We start from the raw sequence: 14,849 nt of genomic DNA on the forward strand, positions 1-14,849 counted from the left end.
ATGGCCCGAAAATCTGCCACGCATCCCGACAAAGCCCGCCGCGCGTTCCTCCGAGGCACGGCGCACAGCTCGCCGCATGCCGCCATCGAAGCGGGGGCCCGGACCGAAGAGGAGTGGGCGGCGATGCTGGAAGGGCAGCACGCCCGGTTCTGGGCCGCGAATGGTCAGAAGGCCCGGCGCGCGGTCAAGAAGCGTCACCCGATGCAGGTGAGTGGGGCCTCTTGAGTCAGCGGTACACAATGGCCCAAAGTGGGCCAAGCCTGAATAAGGAAGCGAAGCGCCGGCGGGTAAGTCCTGAAGACATTGCGGCCCTGCAAAAACGGGCGGAGGCCTGGGCGTCCCTTGGAGGTCCTGGACGGGCGGGGGTGCAGGCTCGGGCGCGTGCGGCGTTTGCGCTGTACCTGGACATCCTTCGGCACGGCCTGACGCTGGACTTTCCCCGTTGGCTCTCGCAGCACAGTGGTATTCCCCGGACCACCTGCCAGCGCTATCTGAAGTCGGGCCGCGCCCTGGCCACGGGCAGTAAAGCCAACCGGAATCAGAGTGGCCTGCTGGCCGAACAGCGAGAACGCGAGCAGACGCCGGTGGTCAGCCCCATCAACTGGGATGAGGAGTAAAGCGCTCCGCCTGATACCGCTCACCCGCCGCGCCCGTCCAGCGCGGCTTTTTTGCGTCACGCGCGGCCCCACGATAGGGGTATGACGCGCAAGGCGCGCACAAGCGCACCCACGGGGGGCGCTGCCCCGGCCACCGGCAGCCCAGCTCCACCCACCACCTTTGCCGAGGCCTACGCGCTGCTGAATCCCCGGCAGCGAAAATTCGTGTCCTTTTACCTGCAGCGGCCCAACGCCACACGGGCCGCTCAGAAAGCCGGCTACAGCAAGAAAACCGCGTACTCCATCGGCTCCGAAAACCTGAATAAACCTGAGATCAAAACGGCCCTGCGCCTGGGCTGGATCGAGAGCGGGGCCGGCCCCGAGGAAGTGCGTGCGCGTACAGAAGAGGTCATGCGTGCGGACCTGGCTGATGTGTGCCGCTTCGAGCGCGAGCTGCACCGGCCGATGACCTGGGTGCCCGTCCGTAAATTGCTGACCGACCTCCAAGAAGACATTGCTTTTGAGGAGGAGTACGCCAACAGGGCGCTGCTGGATGATGACCAACTCAAAGCGCACGCCGCTGGCCAGGTCCGGCGCCGGGACCAGGCCCTGCGCTACGAGATTCAACTCGAGCGCAACCCCAAGGCCGAAGTCTGGGCGCCGGGCCCGCCTGAGATTCGAGAGGTGGCCATTGCTGACATCGCGGTGGCCCGGGACCGCGGCCTCTCGCACCTCATTCGCAAAACGAAGTATTCCCCGTCTGGTGCGCTGACCGTCGAGCTTTACGATGGCCAGCACGCGCGGGAGCTGATGGGCAAGTTCCACGGCCTCTGGGGCAAAGACGAAGAGGGGCCCGACGCGCCCCCTGGCCTCCCGGAAGGCACCGGCCTGGAAGAGGCGTCCGACGAGCAGCTGGCCGGCGAACTCTCGCGCCTGCTGGGCGAGGACGCCCAATGACGGCCGCGCTGATTGACGAGCAGTTGATTTACCCCTCACGGGCGGCGGCTATCGCTGAAGCGGTGATCCGCCGGGCCACGGTGCGCGGCACCCTGATTCGCACGGAGATGATCCGCCGAGCCCGCGCCCTGCGCACCCTGAACACCAGCGCCGAAGCCCGCCTGGCCGCCATTGAGAAGGCCCGCCGTGATCCCGTCTGGTTTATCAATCTCTTCTGCTGGACCTTAGACCCCCGCAACGTCGCGGAGGGCCTGCCCGGCGTGCTCCCCCTGCGCCTGCGGCCCCGGCAGGAAGAGTACGTGGCCTGGCTGGATGAGCGCGTGCGCGGACGGCAGAACGGCCTAACGGAAAAGAGCCGCGACGAGGGCATGACCTGGGTGCTCTGCGCCTACTACGTGCACCACTGGCTCTTCTGGAAAGACTTCAAAGGCGGCATCGGGTCCCGTAAGGAAGTGCTGGTGGACCGCCTGGGCGATATGGACAGCATCTAGCATCTTCGAGAAGATCCGCTTCATCGTGGAGAAGCTGCCCAAATGGCTCAAGCCCCGGGGCTACAAGCGCAAGGCCCACGCGCCCTTCATGCGCCTGATTAATCCCCAGAACGGCAACACGGTCACCGGTGAAAGCGGCGACAACATCGGGCGCGGGGGCCGCAACACGCTGTACTTCGTGGACGAACACGCGGCCATCGAGCGCGCCGAATCGGTGGACAGCGCCCTGTCGGAAAACACCCGCACGATCATCTACGGCAGCACCCCGAAGGGCGTGGGCAATCTGTTTTTCCGCAAGCGCTTCAGCGGCAAGATCAGCGTGTTCACTTTCTCCTGGCGGGCGAATCCCGACAAGAACTTCACGGCCCGGTACCTGGACGAGAAGGGCCAGGTGCAGACCATGCACCCCTGGTACGAGTGGGCCGTCGAGCGTATTGATGACCCCGTGATCATCGCGCAGGAAATCGATATCGACTACACGGCCAGCGTGACGGGCGTGGTCATTCCCCAGAAGTGGGTGCAGGCGGCCGTGAAGCTGGAACTGGCGCCGCAGCAGCCCCGGCAGGCGGGCCTGGACGTGGGCAGTGAGGAAGGGGACCGCACGGTGTACGCCCTGGCGGCTGGGCCAGCGGTGCTGAAGGTGCAGGCCATGCTGGGCGGGAGTGTCGAGGACGACGTGCGCGAGGAGGCCACGCGCGATCAGATCTTGGCCCTGCAATACGACAAGTTGGGCGTGGGAGCGGGCATTACGCGCACGCTGAACCGGGACAAGGCCGAGCTGCCGTTTGCGATTCAGGGCCTGGCGAACAGCAACAAGCCGACCGGCACCGAGTACGAGGACCGGCCGGAACTCACAGCCCGCCAGCGGTTTGCGAACTATGCGGCGGAGCTGTGGTGGCGCCTGCGCCTGCGCTTCCAGCGGACGTGGCTGCGGTCAGTGAAGGGTGAGGCCTGGGAGGATGACCAGTGCATCAGCCTGTACCACCTGCGAGAGAGCCCGGAGCTCCAGAAGTTGATGGCGCAGCTGTCCCAGCCGACGTTCAAGAAGATGGGGACCAGCGACAAGATCGTGGTGAACAAGTACGGGGAAGGCACGAGCTCGCCGGACTATGCCGAGGCGCTGATGTACGCCTTTGCGCCGCTGCCGGAGCTGGACGCGCCACCGCCGCCGAGTGGGGGCGGCTACGGGCTCGGGGAGTACTGATCAGCGTTCGAAGTCGATGGGGCCTAGCTCTAAGTACCAAGTCTTATCGCCCACCGGGAACTGAGCGCGATCATTTGGTGTATCCATTACGTCGGCATCACCTAAGGCGACGTCGCCGTAAATCCGTGTATCCAGCAAGTGCAGCTTGACGTTCTGAATCGCTTCCTCACGTGTGCGTCCGTGCCACACGCCCCTGTATTGCTCCTGTTCGTCGAAAGCCACTGCGTAGTATCCGTTTGCCATATCCCTTTATAGCGTGCTCCTGTCACGCTCGGGCGAACGATGCAGGCGTGAAAAACATGACGCTGATCCTGACCCTGGCTGCCCTGGCGCATGAGGCCAATCGGCATTACTGCGCGAGCATTGGGGACACGTCTCAAGTGCCCTGGGACGCCGCCCCTGACTGGCAGAAAGACAGCGCCGTTAAGGGGATTGAAGGTGCCCTGGCTGGCAACACGCCCGCGCAGCAGCACGAAAGCTGGATGGCGGAGAAGGTGGCCACCGGTTGGGTCTACGGCGACGCGAAAGACCCTGATGCCAAGACGCACCCCTGCTTGGTGCCCTACGACCAGTTACCAGACGATCAGAAGCGCAAGGACCACCTGTACAGCGCGGTGGTGAAGGCGGCGCATGGGGCACTCACCGCCGATCTGACACCCAGGGCAACTACTGCTTCCCTGCAAAGGCCCAGCATCGGCCGCCAAGTCCATTACGTTCTTGCTGACGGCCAGCATCGCGCGGCCACAGTTGTCAATGCTTGGCCAACCAGCGCTCAGAACACCATCTGCAACCTGACTGTGTACCTGGATGGCTGCAATGACCTGAACTGTGCGGATGCTTCGCAGCCCGCCTCGGGGAAGTGTCATCCGTTCCTGGTTCCGCCGGGTGCCAACAACCGTATTCCCGGTGTGCTGACTGTTGGCAGTGCACATCAAGACGAGGACACTCGCGCTCCCGGAACTTGGCACTGGCCAGAGCGCGTTTAAATCGACACCTGACTGCCGAAGCCCCGCCTAGTGCGGGGTTTTTGCTGTCACGCCGCCCCTGATGCTTGACCCATGACCGCGCCTGCCCTGCACCTGCCTCCGGGCTACCAGCCGTCGCCGGCCGCGCGCATTCTGGAGGCCGGCAAGGCCCTGATTGACAAACGCAGCGGAGACGCCACCCTAAAGCTGACCGATCAACTCTTCCGTGGCGACCACTGGTTCGGCGGCCTGGGCTGGCGCGGCCCGCTGCCCGCCCCTGGGAGTCAGGGCGGCGCGCAGGTGGCCCAGGAGATCGAGCGCGTCTTCGTCAGCCGCAACCTGCTGCGCGATGTCGTCGAGCGCCACCGCAACGGAATTGCAGGCCGTGAGCCCCTGTGGAACTTCATCCCCAAGCGGGCGCTCAAGCCCGACGAGAAGCCCACGGCAGCGGAAGTGGCTCACATTGACGAGTACACGGCCGCCCTGACGGACTGGTGGGAGGAAAGCGCGGTGTGGCTCCAGATCCACAAGGCCCTGGACACCGCTCTCTGGAGTGGCAAGGGCCACCTGCGCCTGTTCATCCCGGCGGATGCGCTTGATGATCTGGAGCCCGATGAGCGGGGCCGCGCTCGCCGGGGCATCCGGGCGGGCCTAGCCCTCTCCGACGCCCTGAAGCGCATCAAGGTCCATGCCACCGAATACGCGCAAACCACCCTGACCCGCACCACGGACGGCCAGGGCACGGGCGCGGTGCACAGCTGGACGGATGACCGGAATCAGACGCACTACGAGGTGCAGGAACGCACCCGCGACGGCGCGGTGATTCACCCTCAGCTGCTCACCGGCGGGACGGATGCGGACGGCGCCCCGGCTGTGACCTACCCCGTGCCTGACCTGCTGGTGTACGAGGTCACGCTGCCCCAGCTGGTGACAGACAGCATCCGGCGCCTGAACCTGATGCTGGACAAGACCTTGACGATGGGGAGCCGGAACATTGACCTGGGCGGCTTTACTGAGACCACGCTGCTGAATGCCCAGATGCCCGATGGAGAGTGGGTCAAAGACAAGGACGCGCCGGGCGGAAAACGCTGGGAGAAGGCGCGGCCACACCTGCGCGGCCCCGGCACCATCAATTACGTGCAGGGCGCGGTCATGAAGAAGGTGGATGAGAGTACGGGCAAGCTTGTGGACGCCGGCCTGGCCACACCCAGCATTGACCACCGCGCGCCCACGCCCTTCACGGTCTTCGCCGACACCGGGTACGCCGCGCGCGAGATGATCTATGACGAGGCCCGGCAGCTGCACGTCCTGATCACGGGGGACGCGGCGGCCAACGGCATCAGCCGGCAGCAGGCCGTGAACGACTTCATGTCCAGCTTGGAGCCGACCCGGATCGCTCTGGAAGCCCTGCTCCGGTGGCTGCTGGGCACGGTGCTGGCCCTGGGGCTGCACTTCACCGGGCGGGTGGACGAAGGGAAAGCTTACCGGGTGCGGGCGCAGGCGCGGGCCTCGGCGGTGCAGCCCACACCCCAGGAAGTCGAAGCCGCGCTGAAGTTGCATGAGACCGGCGCCATCAGCGAAGAGAACTTCCTGCAGCGGATTGGCGTGGAAGATGTGGAGGCGGAGCGGGCCGCGCGGGCCAGAGAGGGCATCACGCCGGCCATTGCCCTGCGGATTGTGGAATCAGCGCCGGCGGCGTGGATTGCGACGCGGGCGCTGCAACTTGGCTTCCCGGCCTTGGGTATCTCGGACGCCGATGTGGCGGCCCAGCGTGACTTGGATCTGGCGCCACCCACCGCGCCAGCTGACCCAGACGACGAGCCCGACCCCGACCTGGACCCTGATGCCCGCCCTGACACCTGAGCACCGCCGGCTCCTGAAGCTGGCCCGGGCGAAGGAAGGCCAGCACCTGGCCAGCGCTCGCAGCGCCGTGTTGGCTCAGTACCGGAAAGACCTCTTGGCCGACGCCCAGGCGGAACTGGAGCGGGTCTTGGCCCTGCCCCAGGCGCAGCGGCGGGTGCAGTTGCCGAAGGTGCTGGCGCTGATCAGCAAGGCGAGTACGGTCACCAGGATGCCGCCGGAGCAGGTCTACCGGAGCATTCGTGCCGCTGTTCGGGACCGGGTGCTGAGCGTGGATGAGCTGGCGAGGATCAGCGACCCTGGCCTAGCCTTCAATGATTCGAAAGCCCTGCAGGCCCGCGCGGTGGACCGCCAGCGTAAAGACATGAACGGGTACTGGTCGAAAGAGCAGAAACGCTTCCGGGATGACACGGCCAAAACGGTGCGGGAGGCGATTCGGAAGGGGCTGAGCGTTGAGCAGGCCGCCGGACTGCTGGAAGAGCGCCTGGGGGTCGGCCGGAACCGGGCGCTTCTGATTGCCGAGGACCAGTTGTTGACTGCGGCGGCCCGCGCAGAGGCTGACCGTCAGCAGGCCCTAGGGCTGACCAGCTACGTGTGGTGGTCTCGCCTCGACAATCGGGTGCGGCGGCCCCACCAGCTGCTGCATGGCCAGGTGCGCCGGTGGAAGGAAGGCGAGTGGCCGGGTCAAGCCATCAGGTGTCGGTGCCGCGCGGTGCCCGTGCCGAGGGCGCGGTAATGTAAATCATGTATCAATTACAGGAGCCGGGAGTTCTACCAGCCTCTTCAGTTTCCTTACCCTGCTACGATTTGATTGCAGAGTCCACACTTGTTTATAACGGCAAGAGTATTAATTTTGATCCTTCATCACTCACGCCAAAGGAGATACGAGATCTTACAATCGGTTCATTTGCCCCACCAATTGTAGGACTCATTGGTTTCCCTGGCCTTGAGATGTATCAAAGCTTGGAGCTGAATCTTGGTTCGCCGAAAGTTAATTTTAATGGCAAGAGCTATATAGTTAGCCTTCTTAAAGATGAATACAACAGCAGCCCAAAGGAATATTTCGCTGCAAGTCTCCGCTCTATATGATGCTCTTTGCAAGTTGAGCCGCCCTCCGGGGCGGTTTTTGTTTGGGTGTCACGCGTCGCCTGAACCTATCTCTACGCGCCAAGGGCGCCCCTTCCCCACGCCCGCAGGGCGGGCCCACCTCTTCCACTCAAGGAGTGACCTGAATGCCGAAGTCCTGGACGGAGTACCTCGAAGACCACAACAATGACGCCACCGCTGCCGGCGAGGCCGCCGCGCGCGATGTGGCCTCCCGTGAGCGTGAGAACGGCGCGGCGCGCACGTTCAAGCGCACCTTCGAGTCTGTCTTGCAGGAACTCGACATTCCGCAGACCCGTGAGGGCGCCACGTTGCTTATGGAGCGACTGGACGCCGCAAACGACACCAGTAACCGCGTGCCCCAGGGGGGCCTCGCCTTGACGGCTGAGCAGCGCGCGACCTGGGAGCAAGTGCAGCCGCTGCTGCGCGACGGTGAGCAGACCCTGACGCCGGCCCAAGTCTGGGAACGGCTGGACCAGGGGGTACAGGCCACCCAGCGTGAGCAGCTGCGCACCATCACCGACGCCTCGGGCGCTCGCCTGAGCGTGCTGCAAGACCGGTTGCGCGGCACCAACCTGCGGGTTGAACTGCGCGACCGCACCGAAAACGGCCAGCCGGTCAAGGACGCGCAGGGCAACGTCATCCGCGACGCGCGGGTGATCGAGACCGTCAGCGGCCAAGACACCGACCGGGGCGTGCTCAGGGAGTACGCGCAGGCCAACTGGGGGGACTACTTCACGTCCCTCTTCCCCGCGACCACCCAGACCACAGGAATGGTCGTGACCCCACAAGCCGGCGCCACGGGCGCTGGCGAAGGCCTCTCCAGTTACGCCGCCAAGGTGCTGGCCGACCGGCAGGCCGCCGCCAATCCCACCCCTCCTGGAGGAACCGCATGACCCTCAAGATTTACGGGCTGCCGGCCTTTGTCGCCGATCGCAGCAGCATGGACACCTTCGGTACCGGCGTCCAGATCAACTTCGCGCTGTTCACGGACGCCAAGTACGGCACCGCCGGCTCACGCCGCATTCCGGCGGGCACCGCCATTGAGCCCACCGGCAACGGCACCACGGGCGTCTACCTGTGCGGCCCCGCCGCCGGTACGGCCGGCAAGCCCCAGCTGCTACTGAAGACCGACGCGGAAGAAGACAGCCGCGCGGACGCGGCCAGCGGCTACGGCGCCTACGCCGGCGGCGTGGTGTACGAAACCCTGTTGCCCGACGCGAGCGGCAGCCCCCGTGCCCTGGCCAACGCCACCGTCCGCACCGCCCTGGCCACCCGCTTCGTGTTCATGACCTACGAGGACAAACGATGAACCTCACCTGGGCTCAAGTCATTGCCGCGCTGTCCGCCGGACGCGCCCTGATTCAGATTGCCAACACCCCGCCTGCGGCCTCCGAGTATCTGTCGGGCCGCTTCCTGCCCCGCGTGCAGATGCCGGACTACGACATCGACGGCGGCCTGATGGAAGTGCAGACTGTCATGGCCGGCCACGTCGGGATGGACAGCAAGTACCCGCAGGGCAGCGCCATTCAGCTGACCAATTTCAACCACAAGACCGCCAAGCTGGCCCAGTCGGTGGTGCTGGACGAGGCGCCGGCCCGCAACCTTCAGCGCCTGCTGCTGCTGGCCACGGCGGGCCAGGCGCAGGGCCGCAGCGTGAATGACTTCATGGGCGAAGCGGGTTTGAACCTCTACACCAAGGGCGTGGTGCAGTCGCTGGACGACAGCGCCGAGTACCTGAATATGCAGGCCCTGATGCGCGGCAAGATCGACTGGACCTTCAATGGCCGCCGCCTGCTGGTGGACTACAAGGTGCCGGCGGGCAACAAGATCAGCCTGACGGGCACCAACAAGCTGAGTGGCACCACGTCCGGCTTCTGGAAGGCGATCAGCGACGCCGAGAAGATCGTGAAGGGCAGCGTGGGCATCGTCTGCAGTCAGGCCACGCTGCAGGTCATCATCGACAACCCCGTGCACCGCATTCAGATCGTGAGCGATGTGTACAGCCCGGAGCGCAACATCCGCACGGTGCAGATCCGGCGCACGCAGAGCCTGCAAAGCGACGGCAACGGCGGCTTCGTGATCGCCAGCACGGGGGACCAGGCGCAGTCCACCACCCTGATCGGGTACGGCCGCGAGGGACAGGTCATCGATCCCACCACGCCCGGCGAGACCATCGGGGTGCAGATGGCACCCAACAACGTGATTGCGGTGATTGGCCGCAACACCACCGGGCAACTGGTCAGTCTGTCGGGCACGCCCATTCCGGAGCAGGCGCTGGGGTACTACCACGTGGCTCCCACGGTGGAAGGCACCTGGCGGGGTGAGCCGCTGGGCCGCTGGGGGCGGCTGTTCAGCCCAGAAGGCGATCCTTACCAGCTGGTGGCGGAGGGGACAGAGAACGGCTTGCCCGTCATCCGCAACGCCAAGCGTCTGGTCATCATCGAAAGCGAGGCCTGAGCATGAGTGACCGTGTGAAAGTGACGGCCCTGGGCCAGACGTACCGGCACCGGGGCGAGGCCTTCGGGCCGTTCGTGGCCACGCCGGAGCAGCCGTTTACCGAGGTGCCGGCGGCCATTCAACTGGTGAGCGGCGCCCCGGTATATGACGAGGCGCAGGCACCTGCCGAGCCAGGTGTGGACATTCAGGAACTGCTGGACGCCAACGCTGGGCTGAAGGCCGATCTGGACACAGCCCAGCGCGAAGGGTCAGAAGCTCAGCGGCGTTTCGAACACGAGCAGGCCCAGCACGAGAAAACCCGTGAAGGGTACGCTGAGTTCAGCAACCAGTACGAAACGAAGAAGGCGGCGTGGGAGACCGACCGCGCGGCCCTGGTGGAGCAGATTGATCAGGGGGCAGAGCAACTCCGCGCGCTGGAAGTGCAGTTGGCGGAGGCGCAGAACACTGCCCAGGTCGCCCCTGCGCCTCTCACTCTCCCCGAAGGCCTGCGCGACCAGATCGCCGGTCTCAAGGGCGTGAGCGTCCGCCAGGCTGACGAGATCATGGATCTCTTCCGCGCGGCTCTGGGCATCGTGCCCACTGGGGACGCTTCCGCATGAGCAGCGCGCGCCGGGATGCCGAAACGCTGCTGGGCCAGGTCCTGAACCTGGACGCCCGGCTGCGTTCGGTCGTGACCGGCCAGCCCGTCCCGGCGCCGACCCCTGACGCCGCGCGCCAGGTCGTCAAGATCGTTCAGGAACCCAAGGCGGGCCGGAAATGACCCTTACCGTCCCCGAATTCCCTCTGAGCCTGGCGGCAGGCCTACAACACCTGCAGGACGCCCTAGGCGAGGGGTATGGGGGCAACCTGGACACTGACGCCCTCACCCGGGCTCTGTCCGTGGACGCGCTGCGGGTGGACACGGCCGTGCATCCCCGGCCCTGGGCAACGGCCGCCCGCCTCATCACCGACAACACGGAGTACGAGGTCAGCAAGGGCCTGAACGCCCGCATTGATCGCAAGCTCAGTGGCCTGGAAGAGCAGCAGATGCAGGCCGACGCAATCGCCGGCATCCTGCACCTGTTGCCCCGGACGGACGAGACGAGCTGGCCGCCCCGCAGTGGCAGTGTGGCAACGGACGGGGTGTTCTGACGTGCGGGTGGATGCTCGCCCCTTCTTCAAACTGGTCACGCCCTCCGGGACCGTGACCAAATGCCTGCGCCCTGACTTTAATGGGCGCAGCGTGGGCGTTGGGGGCGGCACTGGGCCGCAGGGCCTGGTCAGCGTGGTGGCCACCCACACGGTGATGGTCTTCAATCCCCTCGCCAGTGACCTGGTCGTCAACGCCGCGGTGACGCTGAACGACACCACGCCCCCCGGCCGGTACCGGGTGCTGCAGGTGGCCACCGAACCGGCGGGTGCCACTGTCTATCTGGCCGCTGACCCCGCTGAGGGTGAAGCTCCCTATCAGCCGGATCAACCCGACGACCCCCCACGCACCGGTCAGAGACTGCCCTATGTTGCGTCTGACAGCTAGCCTGGACCTCTACGGCAACCCTACCCTCCGGCGCCGTCTGGAGCGCTTGGGCGAAGTGCCGGTGGAAGTGGCCCGTGAACTCGCCAAGCAGACGGCTGTGGTCCTCACGCGTGAGGCCAAGGCCAACCTACAGTTTCAGAGTGCCCGTACCCTAGGCCGCCGCTCGGGCAACCTGATCACGCACACGCGCGCCTTCGCCCGGGACACGCCTAATGGGGCCACTGTCGAGCTCTACACGCTGTTCTACGGCCGAGTGAATGCCCGCGGCATGGAGATTGAGGCGAAGAATGTTCCCTACCTCGTGTTCCGCATTGGCAACCGCTTCTTTCGCAAGCGCAGCGTGATCATCCCCGCTCGTGACTGGGACCGCCTGGCCATTGAGCGCACGCGGGCGCAGATTCCCCGCCTGACCCGGCAGGCTGTCACCGCGCGCATGAGGATTGCTCCATGAGGCCAAGCGAGAACGTCAAGATCCTGCTGGAAAACATCGGCCGCGAGGTGCACGCCGAACTGAGCGGCGCCGGCGCCATTGCCGAGTGGCGCGCGCCCATCGTGAGGGCCGTGACCACGAACGACCTGGGGCCCTGGATGATCTTCACCATCGTGGGGCCGCTTGACGACAAAGACCTGGTAGCAGATCTCGGCCAGACTGCGCAGATTTCGGCCCTGATCCTGGTCAACGCCACCTTCGAAATCAGCGAAACCAATGCCCACTACCTCAGCACCTTCGACGCCCGTGTGGGCATCGTGCGCGCCATTCAGCGTGTGCTTCGAGAAGCCCCGCCTCAACTCACGACCATCTGGCGCGGCGAGGAGGAAGCCGAAGTGAAGGGCTGCACCCTCAGTCAATCGCAGGTTGTCATTCAATGGAACGAACCCGCTTAAAGGAGTGTTATGAGCGACAAAGAACAGTGGTTTGAAGGGAAGGCCGACGCCCCCGAAGGGGTAATCCCTGGCGTGGGCAAGGTGGGGCCTGGTGTAAAAGTTCTCGCTCGCAGTCTGGAGCACGCTGAAGCCCTGAAGGCGACGGGCTACTACAAGGCCAGCACAGCCCCCAAGCTGGACACCCCTGAGAGCGAAGATGATGCGAAGGCTGGGCAGACACTGGCTCCAGATGCCCCAGCGCCTGAGAAGCGCGCGAAGGACGGTAAATAATGCCCTGGACACAGCGCCCTGGACTTGGGCAGTACGGTGCCATCATGATCGCCCTGCAAACGGCAGTCGGCACGGCGGCCACCACGCCCACGCACACCTTGAAGGCCACGCAGTACATGCCGCCCCTCGAACAGTTGCTGAGAACGAAAGATGCCGGCACTATTGGCAGCATTCGCAACCGTCGTAGCCGCGTGCAGGGAGTCCAGGCGGATGCCCGCACGATCACTGTCGAAATGACAATGAGCGCGCTGAGCGAGCTGCTGAAAGTGCTCGGGCCAGTGGCGACGAGCGTCATTACGCCGTCCGATACCAACTGGGAGGCGTTGGCGCCAGGGATTCCCCTGACAGTCTGGCAATTACACCCTACTGGGGATCGTGTGGCGAAAGACGTACAGATCGGCAGTATTCAGCTGACGGTAGGAGCCCGTGCGAACGTTACAGCGCAGATCAGCTTCATGGTCACGAGCAGCCAGGCCCTGGGCACCGCGCCTGCGCTGCCAGTCACACCAAACGATCAACTCCAGTACAAGCACTTCTGGCTCAAAGTCAACGATGTGCTGTACAAGCCTGAACTGGGCGGCGTGAATATTCAGGTTCCGATGGCTGTGGTGGACGGTGCCAACGGGACAGTCAACGGTGCCTCAGGGACGGCCGCCCAGGCCAATTACCCAATTGGCTGGGAACGGACTGACAGCCCGACGATCACGACCACATTCAGCTTGCCGGCGCTCGTCACAGCTCTCCGAGATGCGTACGAGCAGAACACGCTGGTCAAGGTCGAAAGTGGCTTCACACTCCCTGGTGGCACACCAAAGACATTGAAATTCACAGTGAACACGGCTGAGGTCAACAGCGTGAACGTGCCTGCGGGAACTGACCGTATTGTGGTGCCCTATGAGGCTGTGGGCGTCAGCGAAGACACCTTGGCGGAATACTCAATTACCTTGCCTGCCTGAGCACGACGTGAACAGAAGCCTCTTGCGCCTTCGTGCCAAGAGGCTTTTTAGTCTGTAGCTTAAAAAGCTCGGCCTGGTCAATCTTTTTCTTAAATCGTGTTATGCTGTGGGCGTCCGAGAGGACGCGGCGCATGACAATCCAGGACGAGAGGACATCACATTCGAGCGTTGAACGCCCCGGATGTAGGGTCCGGGGCGTTCAGAAAGGAGGTGATCCTATGCGTCAAAAGCAACGCAAGGATACACCAAAACGCCGTCGAAAGCCATTGACACCCACTGAAATCGCTGCCTTAATTGCAGCACTCAGCGGTCTGCTCACTGGTATCGCGGCACTCCTGACAGCCCTGAACTAAGCCTCTCGCCCCTGGACCCAGACGCCGTGGACCCCTGCCCTCAAAAGCAGGGGTTCTGTGCTTCAGGGTCTCTCGTGTCACGCCCCCTTCAAAACTGGGTGTATGACCTTCTTCAAGGATGTCCTTCTTCCTGGAATGGACCTGACAGTCACAATTCGTAAAGCTGACATGCAGGCCATCATGCAAGGGGCTACCCTTGCAGCCTTTGCGGGCCGGTACGCGCAGGCTGGGGCAGAACATGCCAACAAGGGCGGCGAACTGCTCAAAAGCATCATGAATAGCCAAGGCCGCCCCAATGAACTGAGCGACGAGGATACTCCCGAGGCGCTGGCGCTTATCGCTCAAGCCAGTGAGCAAGGAAACCGTGATTTGGTGCGTGAATCTCTGGTCGAGCCCGAGTTTGAAGAGCTGCTAGCGCGCTACCGGGGCAAAGAAACCCACCGTACGTTCGGCATGGGACCGGACTTCACTGTGCTGGTCAACGCGATCCGGGAGCACAGCGGCGTCAAGCCGGTGACCGAGGTCGATGCCGCCTCTAACGTCCGATTTCCTGAGGAATTGGGCAGTGCCGCTGGATCAGATGGCGCATCATTGGGGAGTAACACCGGCCCATCTGATGCATATGAGCCCTGAAGACTGGGACCTGAATCTGGGGGTGTATTACTACGCCAGAGGCGAGGCCGCCATGGATGAGTGGTGGCGCCGGGCACAGGAACAGATGAACGCAGGCCGGAGGTAGGCTGCGGCAAATGAGTAGCAGGGGCGCGACGCGCGATGTACCGTGCGAGGATGCGCCTTCTGCTGCTGTTGGCACTCTTGTTGCCTGTTGCCCATGCCGCCCAGCTGGCTGACCTTACTAGGAATACAGGGCAGTACGCCTTTGATGTGAAACTGTTCCAGAAGCCTGTGTTCAAGGCTCGCGTGCAGGCGCTCATTACTCCAGGGCTATACGAGTTGCTACAAAAGAATTTAACCGTCAGCGGCCCCATCATGAGCGACCAAAATCGGACGGTGTATTACCTGACAGGGAACGCTCCACATCTGGGCGGGTCTGAAGCCGCCATCCTGGCCTATGACGTCAAGCGTGACGCCCTGGTGGTGATGATCCAGTCCAAAGGCCGGTACATGTCATTCGAAGAAGGGCGCTTCATGGATCCCCGCGCCTATCCTGAAGACCTCCAGCGGGCCATCATCAATTTCTATGGCGGGAGTGTGCCCCGCTTGCGCTGAGG

General features: G+C 64.1%; 24 protein-coding genes. 23 read left to right on the forward strand and 1 reads right to left on the reverse strand.

Translation table 11 applies throughout. From position 1 onward, the window contains the following. The 5 genes from GO986_RS17945 (at position 1) to GO986_RS17965 (ending at position 3,248) form a co-directional block, all read left to right on the forward strand. Complete coding sequence (locus GO986_RS17945; protein ID WP_157460679.1) at positions 1-225, forward strand: hypothetical protein; 225 nt, start codon at positions 1-3, stop codon at positions 223-225. Between the two features lie 140 nt (positions 226-365). Further along, entirely contained in the window at positions 366-617 is a 252-nt protein-coding gene (locus GO986_RS17950; RefSeq protein WP_157460680.1) for a hypothetical protein, read from the forward strand. 81 nt (positions 618-698) lie between these two features. Continuing rightward, complete coding sequence (locus tag GO986_RS17955; protein WP_157460681.1) at positions 699-1,553, forward strand: terminase small subunit; 855 nt, start codon at positions 699-701, stop codon at positions 1,551-1,553. Beyond that, entirely contained in the window at positions 1,550-2,044 is a 495-nt protein-coding gene (locus GO986_RS17960) for a hypothetical protein (RefSeq protein ID WP_157460682.1), read from the forward strand. The genes GO986_RS17955 and GO986_RS17960 overlap by 4 nt, the downstream gene beginning before the upstream one ends. 25 nt (positions 2,045-2,069) lie before the next feature. Next, entirely contained in the window at positions 2,070-3,248 is a 1,179-nt protein-coding gene (locus GO986_RS17965; RefSeq protein ID WP_157460683.1) for a terminase, read from the forward strand. On the opposite strand, the gene GO986_RS17970 is transcribed toward GO986_RS17965, so the two are convergent. Then, positions 3,249-3,491, reverse strand: a complete 243-nt coding sequence (locus tag GO986_RS17970; RefSeq protein WP_157460684.1) for a hypothetical protein — start codon at positions 3,489-3,491, stop codon at positions 3,249-3,251. Positions 3,492-3,547: 56 nt separating this feature from the next. Between GO986_RS17970 and GO986_RS17975 the strand changes: the two genes are divergently transcribed. The 18 genes from GO986_RS17975 (at position 3,548) to GO986_RS18055 (ending at position 14,847) form a co-directional block, all read left to right on the forward strand. Continuing rightward, complete coding sequence (locus GO986_RS17975) at positions 3,548-4,234, forward strand: RyR domain-containing protein (RefSeq protein WP_157460685.1); 687 nt, start codon at positions 3,548-3,550, stop codon at positions 4,232-4,234. Positions 4,235-4,306: 72 nt separating this feature from the next. Then, complete coding sequence (locus GO986_RS17980; protein WP_157460686.1) at positions 4,307-6,076, forward strand: hypothetical protein; 1,770 nt, start codon at positions 4,307-4,309, stop codon at positions 6,074-6,076. Beyond that, positions 5,985-6,809, forward strand: coding sequence for a minor capsid protein (locus GO986_RS23510; RefSeq protein WP_157460687.1), 825 nt, complete (start codon positions 5,985-5,987; stop codon positions 6,807-6,809). The genes GO986_RS17980 and GO986_RS23510 overlap by 92 nt, the downstream gene beginning before the upstream one ends. 71 nt (positions 6,810-6,880) lie before the next feature. Continuing rightward, complete coding sequence (locus tag GO986_RS17990) at positions 6,881-7,162, forward strand: hypothetical protein (RefSeq protein WP_157460688.1); 282 nt, start codon at positions 6,881-6,883, stop codon at positions 7,160-7,162. 143 nt (positions 7,163-7,305) lie between these two features. Further along, on the forward strand, positions 7,306-8,073 hold the full coding sequence (locus GO986_RS17995) for a hypothetical protein (protein WP_157460689.1): 768 nt from the start codon (positions 7,306-7,308) through the stop codon (positions 8,071-8,073). Then, positions 8,070-8,489 carry a hypothetical protein gene (locus GO986_RS18000; protein ID WP_157460690.1) on the forward strand — a complete coding sequence of 140 codons (420 nt, stop codon included), beginning with the start codon at positions 8,070-8,072 and terminating at the stop codon, positions 8,487-8,489. Before GO986_RS17995 ends, GO986_RS18000 begins: the two co-directional genes overlap by 4 nt. Further along, positions 8,486-9,637 carry a hypothetical protein gene (locus tag GO986_RS18005; protein WP_157460691.1) on the forward strand — a complete coding sequence of 384 codons (1,152 nt, stop codon included), beginning with the start codon at positions 8,486-8,488 and terminating at the stop codon, positions 9,635-9,637. Before GO986_RS18000 ends, GO986_RS18005 begins: the two co-directional genes overlap by 4 nt. Before the next feature lie 2 nt (positions 9,638-9,639). After that, positions 9,640-10,236, forward strand: a complete 597-nt coding sequence (locus GO986_RS18010) for a hypothetical protein (RefSeq protein ID WP_157460692.1) — start codon at positions 9,640-9,642, stop codon at positions 10,234-10,236. Next, on the forward strand, positions 10,233-10,397 hold the full coding sequence (locus GO986_RS18015) for a hypothetical protein (RefSeq protein ID WP_157460693.1): 165 nt from the start codon (positions 10,233-10,235) through the stop codon (positions 10,395-10,397). Before GO986_RS18010 ends, GO986_RS18015 begins: the two co-directional genes overlap by 4 nt. Beyond that, positions 10,394-10,768: a hypothetical protein gene (locus GO986_RS18020; protein WP_157460694.1), complete on the forward strand. Its 375-nt coding sequence runs from the start codon at positions 10,394-10,396 to the stop codon at positions 10,766-10,768. Before GO986_RS18015 ends, GO986_RS18020 begins: the two co-directional genes overlap by 4 nt. A gap of 1 nt (position 10,769) precedes the next feature. Next, positions 10,770-11,153 (forward strand): hypothetical protein, encoded by a 384-nt coding sequence (locus GO986_RS18025; RefSeq protein WP_157460695.1) that lies wholly within the window; start codon positions 10,770-10,772, stop codon positions 11,151-11,153. After that, on the forward strand, positions 11,134-11,604 hold the full coding sequence (locus tag GO986_RS18030) for a hypothetical protein (RefSeq protein ID WP_157460696.1): 471 nt from the start codon (positions 11,134-11,136) through the stop codon (positions 11,602-11,604). Before GO986_RS18025 ends, GO986_RS18030 begins: the two co-directional genes overlap by 20 nt. Further along, a complete protein-coding gene (locus tag GO986_RS18035; protein WP_157460697.1) occupies positions 11,601-12,038 on the forward strand; it encodes a hypothetical protein in 438 nt (145 codons plus the stop codon). Before GO986_RS18030 ends, GO986_RS18035 begins: the two co-directional genes overlap by 4 nt. A 9-nt stretch (positions 12,039-12,047) precedes the next feature. Continuing rightward, entirely contained in the window at positions 12,048-12,308 is a 261-nt protein-coding gene (locus GO986_RS18040; RefSeq protein ID WP_157460698.1) for a hypothetical protein, read from the forward strand. Positions 12,309-12,352: 44 nt separating this feature from the next. Then, positions 12,353-13,264, forward strand: a complete 912-nt coding sequence (locus GO986_RS18045) for a phage tail tube protein (protein ID WP_157460699.1) — start codon at positions 12,353-12,355, stop codon at positions 13,262-13,264. A 218-nt stretch (positions 13,265-13,482) separates the two neighbouring features. Continuing rightward, positions 13,483-13,617 carry a hypothetical protein gene (locus GO986_RS23280; RefSeq protein WP_255449416.1) on the forward strand — a complete coding sequence of 45 codons (135 nt, stop codon included), beginning with the start codon at positions 13,483-13,485 and terminating at the stop codon, positions 13,615-13,617. 102 nt (positions 13,618-13,719) lie between these two features. Beyond that, positions 13,720-14,250: a hypothetical protein gene (locus GO986_RS18050; RefSeq protein ID WP_157460700.1), complete on the forward strand. Its 531-nt coding sequence runs from the start codon at positions 13,720-13,722 to the stop codon at positions 14,248-14,250. A 156-nt stretch (positions 14,251-14,406) separates the two neighbouring features. Beyond that, positions 14,407-14,847, forward strand: a complete 441-nt coding sequence (locus tag GO986_RS18055) for an Ivy family c-type lysozyme inhibitor (protein WP_157460701.1) — start codon at positions 14,407-14,409, stop codon at positions 14,845-14,847. Positions 14,848-14,849: the final 2 nt, after the last annotated feature.

The organism is Deinococcus arboris (assembly GCF_009755355.1).
Classification (GTDB): domain Bacteria; phylum Deinococcota; class Deinococci; order Deinococcales; family Deinococcaceae; genus Deinococcus; species Deinococcus betulae.

Coding starts and splice junctions, on each gene's coding strand:
- GO986_RS18040 (WP_157460698.1), top strand. CDS start 12,048: ATGAGCGACAAAGAACAGTGGTTTGAAGGGAAGGCCGACGCCCCCGAA.
- GO986_RS18005 (WP_157460691.1), top strand. CDS start 8,486: ATGAACCTCACCTGGGCTCAAGTCATTGCCGCGCTGTCCGCCGGACGC.
- GO986_RS17970 (WP_157460684.1), bottom strand. CDS start 3,491: ATGGCAAACGGATACTACGCAGTGGCTTTCGACGAACAGGAGCAATAC.
- GO986_RS18045 (WP_157460699.1), top strand. CDS start 12,353: ATGATCGCCCTGCAAACGGCAGTCGGCACGGCGGCCACCACGCCCACG.
- GO986_RS17945 (WP_157460679.1), top strand. CDS start 1: ATGGCCCGAAAATCTGCCACGCATCCCGACAAAGCCCGCCGCGCGTTC.
- GO986_RS18035 (WP_157460697.1), top strand. CDS start 11,601: ATGAGGCCAAGCGAGAACGTCAAGATCCTGCTGGAAAACATCGGCCGC.
- GO986_RS17980 (WP_157460686.1), top strand. CDS start 4,307: ATGACCGCGCCTGCCCTGCACCTGCCTCCGGGCTACCAGCCGTCGCCG.
- GO986_RS17975 (WP_157460685.1), top strand. CDS start 3,548: ATGACGCTGATCCTGACCCTGGCTGCCCTGGCGCATGAGGCCAATCGG.
- GO986_RS18015 (WP_157460693.1), top strand. CDS start 10,233: ATGAGCAGCGCGCGCCGGGATGCCGAAACGCTGCTGGGCCAGGTCCTG.
- GO986_RS18030 (WP_157460696.1), top strand. CDS start 11,134: ATGTTGCGTCTGACAGCTAGCCTGGACCTCTACGGCAACCCTACCCTC.
- GO986_RS18050 (WP_157460700.1), top strand. CDS start 13,720: ATGACCTTCTTCAAGGATGTCCTTCTTCCTGGAATGGACCTGACAGTC.
- GO986_RS18010 (WP_157460692.1), top strand. CDS start 9,640: ATGAGTGACCGTGTGAAAGTGACGGCCCTGGGCCAGACGTACCGGCAC.
- GO986_RS18000 (WP_157460690.1), top strand. CDS start 8,070: ATGACCCTCAAGATTTACGGGCTGCCGGCCTTTGTCGCCGATCGCAGC.
- GO986_RS18055 (WP_157460701.1), top strand. CDS start 14,407: ATGCGCCTTCTGCTGCTGTTGGCACTCTTGTTGCCTGTTGCCCATGCC.
- GO986_RS17960 (WP_157460682.1), top strand. CDS start 1,550: ATGACGGCCGCGCTGATTGACGAGCAGTTGATTTACCCCTCACGGGCG.
- GO986_RS18020 (WP_157460694.1), top strand. CDS start 10,394: ATGACCCTTACCGTCCCCGAATTCCCTCTGAGCCTGGCGGCAGGCCTA.
- GO986_RS23280 (WP_255449416.1), top strand. CDS start 13,483: ATGCGTCAAAAGCAACGCAAGGATACACCAAAACGCCGTCGAAAGCCA.
- GO986_RS17955 (WP_157460681.1), top strand. CDS start 699: ATGACGCGCAAGGCGCGCACAAGCGCACCCACGGGGGGCGCTGCCCCG.
- GO986_RS17995 (WP_157460689.1), top strand. CDS start 7,306: ATGCCGAAGTCCTGGACGGAGTACCTCGAAGACCACAACAATGACGCC.